Here is a 7,262-nt window from a genome sequence, read left to right on the forward strand (position 1 = left end):
TCCAGATAGTTGTACCGACGCAAGTAAGCTATACCAGCCTGATTTTGTTGATCGCTCATCGTTGTGTACCGTTCTTTTATCTTATGGCGGCACCGTTAATCAAAAGTCAGTTAAAAGATAGAAACCTCCGGTTAATATGATCCGGAGGTTTGTTATTAACCGCTTTGCGATCATTTTACCGCTTCCTGCTTAATGCTTTCAAGCTGTCAGCTTAACAGTAAAACCATTCCATATCACATCATTGACGAACGCTAATTAATTATTGTTATCGCAATTCTACAGGTGAAAATCACCCTCGCGCATGCCGTATTTTAACCCGTGGTTTATTATTTAATTAAAATTTCATTTAATGTTCATAATTCAATGATAATTTGCATAACGTTAATATCAATCACATTCCTCTCAACATAATTGAAGTAAATCCCGCTTATTCTCCTTTGCAGATACCGGCTTATTATTTATTCACTAATTAACCATCAGTCTTATAATTAAAAAACTACCTATGAAAAAATTAGATTTAAAAGATCAGGCTTCTGATAATCAATTATCTGAACAGGATTCCAAACTGTTAGTTCCAAGACCCGAAGAGGAATTAGATGAGGAAGGTTACGAAGATGGCCTTGAGGAAGGATACGAAGAAGGCCTTGAGGAGGGCGAAGACGGAGGCTTTGAAGAGGGGGGCGGCGAAGAAGGGGATGAGGAAGGTGATGAAGAGGGCGACGAAGAAGGCGAAGAAGAGGGTGCTGAGGAAGGCGAAGAAGAAGGTGCTGAGGAAGGTGAAGAAGAGGGTGCTGAAGAAGGTGATGAAGAGGGTGCTGAGGAAATCGGAAATGAGGACGAAGACCAGAATGATCAATGGACAAATAATTACAATGATGACGGGAGTCAACCAGCAGGGGAAAATTTATTAGACCATCTTAATTTAGACACCAATGGTTATGTAAATGATAAGACTGTAGGATATACTCCTGACAGAAGTTCAATGATCATTTATAGCAACAATTACTCTTACACATTCAACAGGGTCAATAATAGTGATGGTACATGGTCATGGAACTTTGCCTATTCAACGCCCCTTACTCCAGGTACAGTCCCAGATGATACAGGTACGGGAGATAATAGTAATTCTTCTGGTAGCAGCGATGAGCCGGCAGATACGGGAGGAACCTTTATAGACCCGACTGTGAGTAATAATGAAGATTCCGGTGAAACCACACCCGACGGTGGTACAATATATAGGACTGTTGTCACGGACGATCCGGCTACGGTTTTTGGTATTGTTAAGGATGGTGAATCTAACGATGGTGATTTCGATAATAGCGGAGCTCAGGATGTTCCTGAAGAAACGCCTATTTTTTCAGATGGAACAGGGTTGGACTTTCCCGATACTACAGCCATTCCACCCACTACAACATACCGGCGGTTGGCTATCACTATTGATAGAAACAATAAAGAGGATATGCAGCATGGGTATGATGGCGATATCACAGATGTTAGTCAGGAAGAGTTGGCCAAATCAGACGCTGGTTTGTTTACTGACATGGGCAGCTTATTTGATTTTTTTACGACCTACAATTCAGATTTACAGGCGGTTGGACATAAGATGATTAATAAATTCCAGTCTAACGAAGGGGGGAACTTTGAAGACCCGGTATTGGACAATTATGTTCAATCCAGTGCAGTTACTCATAATTTTGTGGAAACCTTTAGAAAAGGCTTAGGTAAAGCGTTATCCGGTGTAAATGGAGATATTAACAAAATTGATATCCTGTTAACCTATAGGCCAAAATTCAATGGATTATACAACTTGTTCCATGGCTTAACCATATTAATGGACGATACGGAATACACAGAAATATTTTTGACTGACTATCAGGTTGACTTAACATCGCGTACTTATACTGCTAAAATTACGGTGAGAATTCATGATCACTTTGGCTTGGACAGACACGATGTTTTAACATATCAAACTGTGAACAACGGTTTCGCCGCGTGGTGGATCTTACAACACAACAGGAACTACAGGCCTTTTCAAACTATCGCTAATACCAAATGGGAAATTTCCGGTACTTTTTAAGCGTAAACCCTTTGATGTTTTAGATTAAATTTAACGCTTTCATAGTAAACTGAATAAAAACAAACCAGCCTGTAATAATTTATAGGTTGGTTTTAATTAAAATTCCAATGCGTACAAACCTGAAATTTCTTTTATTAGTCCTAATGATTGTCTTAGGGCAAGTGGCATCAGGCCAGGGAATTGAGAAAATTGCAAAAAAATATTTAAGTAAATTGTCAGCTGATAAGATCTATAGTCTTATTGGCGAACGTAACTTCTCGGAAATGCTTAAGAAACCAACCTCTTTTGACGAATTGACTGATAAAAAAAGCCTTAATGAATTTATACTTACAGCAAATATGCCGAAAGATAAATTTCTAAAGCAAATTGCTACGACAGCCTCACCTAATTTAAAAACTCAGATTTTACATGATTTATCACTGTTAAAAACAGATTCAAAAGTTAATAGAGCGAATGTTTTAAAAGAACTTATTGCCTTAATTATATATATACATCGTCCTGTAAATATTGGCTCAAACAAACAAATTACCAGTGTTATTTTCAATGGTAAACCAATCAGGTTCAGTGTGTTATTGGACAGTTGCTTGTTTAAGATGCAGGAAAGCCCGAGCATTAAAGGCATGAAAACTTTTATCGACGCGGGTGAAATGACGACCTTTAAAAGTAAAGATGTAGATAATTGGATTTATGATAGTTTTCAGGTTCATAATTCGATGTTAGAATTAGCTGCTCAGCATCCTCACGACGACATTATGACTAATTCCATGTTTGAACTTTTGAATAAATCTCTCCAGTCGAATGCTGGTATTCATTTGGCTATGGTATTAAATTATGTTTTTAATCCCCAGTTACAGTCATCAAACCCGGGTATTTCGCATGTTAGACCCGACACAGGGAATTTGGCTCACCGAAGTAATTTATTAAAAAGCATCGGACACTCGGTTTACTATGGAAGTAAAGTTTTTCAAATCAGAACTGACTCTTTGAAGCATATAACTTATTTGTATTTGGGAGAAGCTTATCCTAATCAAGAACTAATTGTAAAAATCAGTAGCAAGGTTATGCAGTCCTTCCATAGTTCACCTGAGATGCTCTTCCAAAACAAATTTGTCTATGTAAAAGGAACCTTGATTAGTTTAGAGGGAAAACCTGAAATTATAATTAATGATCCTCGGTCAATAAGTATCAATAATTAAAAAAGTGAAGGAAACCAACTGTACATGGTTAATTTCCTGAACACAATTTGAGCATCCCGGCAGGTTTCCTCCAAAAAATTAATCCAAAGAAAGGCAGTAACTCCCTTATTATTTATGTATTTCATTCTGTTGCCTGAAATGAAGAAAAAAACTGTCGCCTCATGGAACGCCTTTAACATTTTGCAAAATGAAGAATGTTGAAACTGTTATATTAACAAGTTGGCTGGTCGTAATTTTTATGTACCAATTTCATAATCCGTCCAACGAGAAAATAAAGAAATTTAATCACTGGGGATTGGTGCCCAGTTTCCATCTTTTTTCGCCAAAGCCTTTTTTAGGCCTTTATATCATTAGGTATACGGTCTTAGATATTGCAAATGCGGCGAAGTTCACTGATGATCTGATATATATTAAAGCGGATAACGTTTTGCATTCCAACAGAAGAATTATCAAGTGCATAAATTCAATGTGTCGTTATCGGCCCAACGGTAAGCTCAGTATTTCAAATTATAATTTGCTGTTAAATTATCTAACACAAGCTCTTCCTCCCAAGCATGACCAAGGGGATAAGATCCAGTTTTGTATTTTGAACAGTTATAACGGTATTGAAAAGGTGTTATTTAAATCCCGTGTCCATGTATTATGACTTTTCCGCCAACACGCATCACGTTTTGTTTATTTTAAGATTATTTATCGCAGCTTCTTTATTGGTGTCAAGTATTCAATTTTTAATTAATCATAAACAATTCGGAATCTCAGGGCTGCTTTATTGGAGGCTCACAAAAACGAAGTCACAATACCGTTATTTTCAAGGAAAATACTTTAATTATTTATTTAACCAGACCGGATTTATCTACCTAAATATTTTCCGAATCTTGCTACTACCAGCCTTTGTACTTTCTAAAGATGGGTTTTTCATTACAGTAGTTCTCGCTCTTACAAGCTTTCTCATTTATAGTCGTGCTTCTTCAATGGCGAATGCAGCAGATCAGCTAAATAATGTTGCTTTACTGGGTTTATCAATCAATCACTTTTTTTCGAAATACGGTGTTGACGAAAATATGATCATTTACTTTTTTTCAATTGTATTAATCATCAGCTATTTCACTTCTGGACTTCTAAAAATTTATGAAAGAAAATGGATAAATGGCTATTATTTAAAAATGACCTTAATGGGCAGAAATCCGACCAACCGCAGTCTGCAATATACATTCAGAAATACACCAGATATTATATTCAATATTTCTAGTAAAATAGTTATTGCCTGGCAGCTTAGCAGTTTTATAATACCATTCTTGCCCAAACCATTGTTGTTTATTTATTTAACAATTGGATTGGTATTTCATATCTCAACTGGTGTTTTCATGGGTTTAAATAACTTTATTTGGACTTTTACAGCCTTTTTGCCTTGTTTAATTTATACAAACTCCCGAATTGGGTAGGCAAATATTAAATTACATTGGATAGCATGAAAAACGCCATACTCGTCTTTTAATATGGCCATATCGGATAAATAAAACGTGTCTGAACTTCAAAACATACTCGACAGATATTCGGAATCTTATTTACTATTTTGGATATAAAACGCACTAAAATGTCCCCTATCGGCCTATCCAAAAAGGTCCCCTTTGCCAGTTGAAAGAATATCTCCTAAAAGATGTTCTTTCGTTCGTTCTACCTGTTTATAGTAATTGCGCTATAAGCCGGGATGTGATCATTGAACTGACTGGCGAGGTGTATACCGGCGTTGTAAAGGAGTACAAAAAAGTCGATAAATGCTTTACCATCGTTCATACCTATAGCATTAATGGCAAGCCGATAGAGGAAGGGTATATCAATGCGACCAATGGTGGTAGAATGAACTGGCAAGCACTGCTTTTCAATCGTGATAAGAACCAGATTAAAGCCTTCCGGCACTCGCTGTCGGAAGGCTTTATTTTTACACGATCTACAATTATTTCATCCTCATTTTCAGCAGTTCAAAAGCCAGTACCATAAAGACCAGTGTCAGTATACACCAAATTACCCTGGTTAGTACCGCCTTAACATATTCCACACTCCTGATCTGTTCAGGAAATAATGTTAGCCGAAGCTGCCGGGTAATCGGAATCGGCCCTTTTTGAATCGTTTGGTTAATATTGGTCAATCCTTTATCCAGTATAGCATTGACTTCCGACAAATCGGCCTTAGGGGCTTGTATGATAATGCTCTTGAACTTTGCTTCAAAATTATTCAATAAAGCCTGGGACAGTTTTTCCTTCTCTAACAATAATTTATCTTTTTGCTCTATTTGATTTTGCTGCCTTTTAATAAAATCGTTAATATCTTTTAATTCCTGTACATGATCACTCAGTACAGCTGTTAATGTCATTTCATCCAGTGGGGTTTCTTCGTTTGGTTTCATGATGTCATCTTTAAATGGTTCATAATTGTTTACTGTAAATCGAGTGTACCTTAACGGCCTATGCGCTGTGTATACCGATGTACTTGTTCGTTTTCGGGCTCTTGCTGTTTCTTTAATTCATCCTGCTGTTGTTTTAATAATTGCGCCTGCCTGTTTTGTTCTTGCTGACGTAAAAGCTGTTCCTGTTTTAACTTTTTTTCAATATCCATCAGGGCAAAGCCGACCTGGCTGCCTTTGAAACGGACGTGCTGCGCATCGGTAAAAGCGATGCCACGACCTACCTCTACCTCATAACCCCGCTGCTCCATGTACTTTTTGACCTGCTGCACATCGGTACTTTGTTTGATCGCTAACCCGAGGTGCTTTTTCAAAGCCTCCTTACGGTTGTCAATCCGCTGGCTTTGTGCAATCCTTTGCTCCGGCTTTAAAAACTTGTTCGGGCTTAATACCTGCTCTAATTTGTATTCCAGTTCTGTCTTGCGGGCGAACTCGGCTATATGCTTATAGCTGTTGCTGTCACTGGCGGTCTTGCCGTCAAAGCCAATCCGATTTGCCACGATGTGCAGGTGGGCATGCTGAGTATCCTGGTGTGCAACTACCACATACTGGTGATCTTTAAAATCAAACTTTTCCGCGAGTTTTTCAACGATGTCGATCTTATCCTGCAAGCCTAACTTCCCGGCATCGCTGTGGGCGAAGCTTAATGAAAAGTGAAACACCGGTTTGGATTGATTGGGGTTCAGCTTGGCTACTTCTATAAACTCGCGCACCAGTTCCAAACGGCTCCCGAAACATTGATTATAGGCGATCACCTCGACCAGCTTTTTTTCCAATTCCTGCTTTTGCAGTTCTTTACTTTCCTGCCACCTGCCCTCAAAGAGATAGTGCAATACGCCACGGAAACTTTTGCCTGTGCCGACTTTCCCGATCATGATACATAGGTGTTAATGTTCTTCACCAATGCCCGTAAGCTTCTAACATCCTGGTCGAGCATGGCTCTTTCCATCGCGTTCAGGTCATCGCCCCGGTTGCGCCTCCTTGCAATTTGGTTGAGGTTGGCGGCGATGTGATTAAGCGTACCGCGCATTTCCAAAACCGGCTTGGGCAGGGTTTTTATCCGCAACTCTATTCGCGTGTTCAATCCCAGGTTCCGCAGGAAGACCGATGGGTTCATGCCGACGCGTTTAGCGTTGGCTTCGATGATCTTCTTCTCGATGAGCGTGCACATCACGCTCACGGCGGTGCGCCGCTTATGCGGCACTTTCGGCCTGCCGCCCGGGTTTGCCCGGCCCACCGGGGCCGGGGCTTTTGTACTTACTGTTTTTTTAACCGCACTTTCCATAAGCTTCAATTCGTTAAAAAATCCTCAAAAAAATCCCCCCGAATGCGATAGCATGAGCGGGGCCAGCAAGTTTCGGCATGGCCGAAACATAGCTGGCTCCGCTTACAGGCCAATGGCTTGTTCCGCTGCCCGGCTTGTATCGCTGTAGCTATACGCCGGGGGCTGTTGATGCAGCACCTTTGGTGCTGCCCCGCCAAAAGCGGCCTGCCGCTTTCGCGGTTCCCCGATAATCGCTGTTGCGAT

At 39.7% G+C, this 7,262-nt stretch carries 8 protein-coding genes; 4 read left to right on the forward strand and 4 right to left on the reverse strand.

The window, feature by feature from the left end; all coding sequences use genetic code 11:
* Nucleotides 1–502 precede the first annotated feature (502 nt).
* The 4 genes from RG47T_RS07190 (at nucleotide 503) to RG47T_RS25675 (ending at nucleotide 4,715) form a co-directional block, all read left to right on the forward strand.
* Nucleotides 503–2,077 (forward strand): DUF3289 family protein, encoded by a 1,575-nt coding sequence (locus tag RG47T_RS07190; protein WP_074488791.1) that lies wholly within the window; start codon nucleotides 503–505, stop codon nucleotides 2,075–2,077.
* 107 nt (nucleotides 2,078–2,184) lie between these two features.
* Nucleotides 2,185–3,273, forward strand: coding sequence for a hypothetical protein (locus RG47T_RS07195; RefSeq protein WP_074488792.1), 1,089 nt, complete (start codon nucleotides 2,185–2,187; stop codon nucleotides 3,271–3,273).
* A gap of 187 nt (nucleotides 3,274–3,460) precedes the next feature.
* Complete coding sequence (locus RG47T_RS26010; RefSeq protein ID WP_074488794.1) at nucleotides 3,461–3,919, forward strand: hypothetical protein; 459 nt, start codon at nucleotides 3,461–3,463, stop codon at nucleotides 3,917–3,919.
* Nucleotides 3,909–4,715, forward strand: a complete 807-nt coding sequence (locus RG47T_RS25675; RefSeq protein WP_139235641.1) for an HTTM domain-containing protein — start codon at nucleotides 3,909–3,911, stop codon at nucleotides 4,713–4,715. The genes RG47T_RS26010 and RG47T_RS25675 overlap by 11 nt, the downstream gene beginning before the upstream one ends.
* A gap of 232 nt (nucleotides 4,716–4,947) precedes the next feature.
* On the opposite strand, the gene RG47T_RS26650 is transcribed toward RG47T_RS25675, so the two are convergent.
* From RG47T_RS26650 to RG47T_RS07230, 4 genes are all read right to left on the reverse strand, one after another.
* Nucleotides 4,948–5,142, reverse strand: coding sequence for a hypothetical protein (locus tag RG47T_RS26650; protein WP_139235640.1), 195 nt, complete (start codon nucleotides 5,140–5,142; stop codon nucleotides 4,948–4,950).
* 85 nt (nucleotides 5,143–5,227) lie between these two features.
* Complete coding sequence (locus tag RG47T_RS07220; protein WP_074488797.1) at nucleotides 5,228–5,677, reverse strand: hypothetical protein; 450 nt, start codon at nucleotides 5,675–5,677, stop codon at nucleotides 5,228–5,230.
* A gap of 50 nt (nucleotides 5,678–5,727) precedes the next feature.
* The gene (locus RG47T_RS07225) at nucleotides 5,728–6,609 is read right to left on the reverse strand and encodes a relaxase/mobilization nuclease domain-containing protein (RefSeq protein WP_074488798.1); all 882 of its coding nucleotides are present in this window, start codon (nucleotides 6,607–6,609) and stop codon (nucleotides 5,728–5,730) included.
* On the reverse strand, nucleotides 6,606–7,019 hold the full coding sequence (locus RG47T_RS07230) for a plasmid mobilization protein (RefSeq protein ID WP_074488799.1): 414 nt from the start codon (nucleotides 7,017–7,019) through the stop codon (nucleotides 6,606–6,608). The genes RG47T_RS07225 and RG47T_RS07230 overlap by 4 nt, the downstream gene beginning before the upstream one ends.
* Nucleotides 7,020–7,262 lie beyond the last annotated feature (243 nt).

It is taken from the genome of Mucilaginibacter polytrichastri, assembly GCF_001911425.1.
Lineage (GTDB): Bacteria > Bacteroidota > Bacteroidia > Sphingobacteriales > Sphingobacteriaceae > Mucilaginibacter > Mucilaginibacter polytrichastri.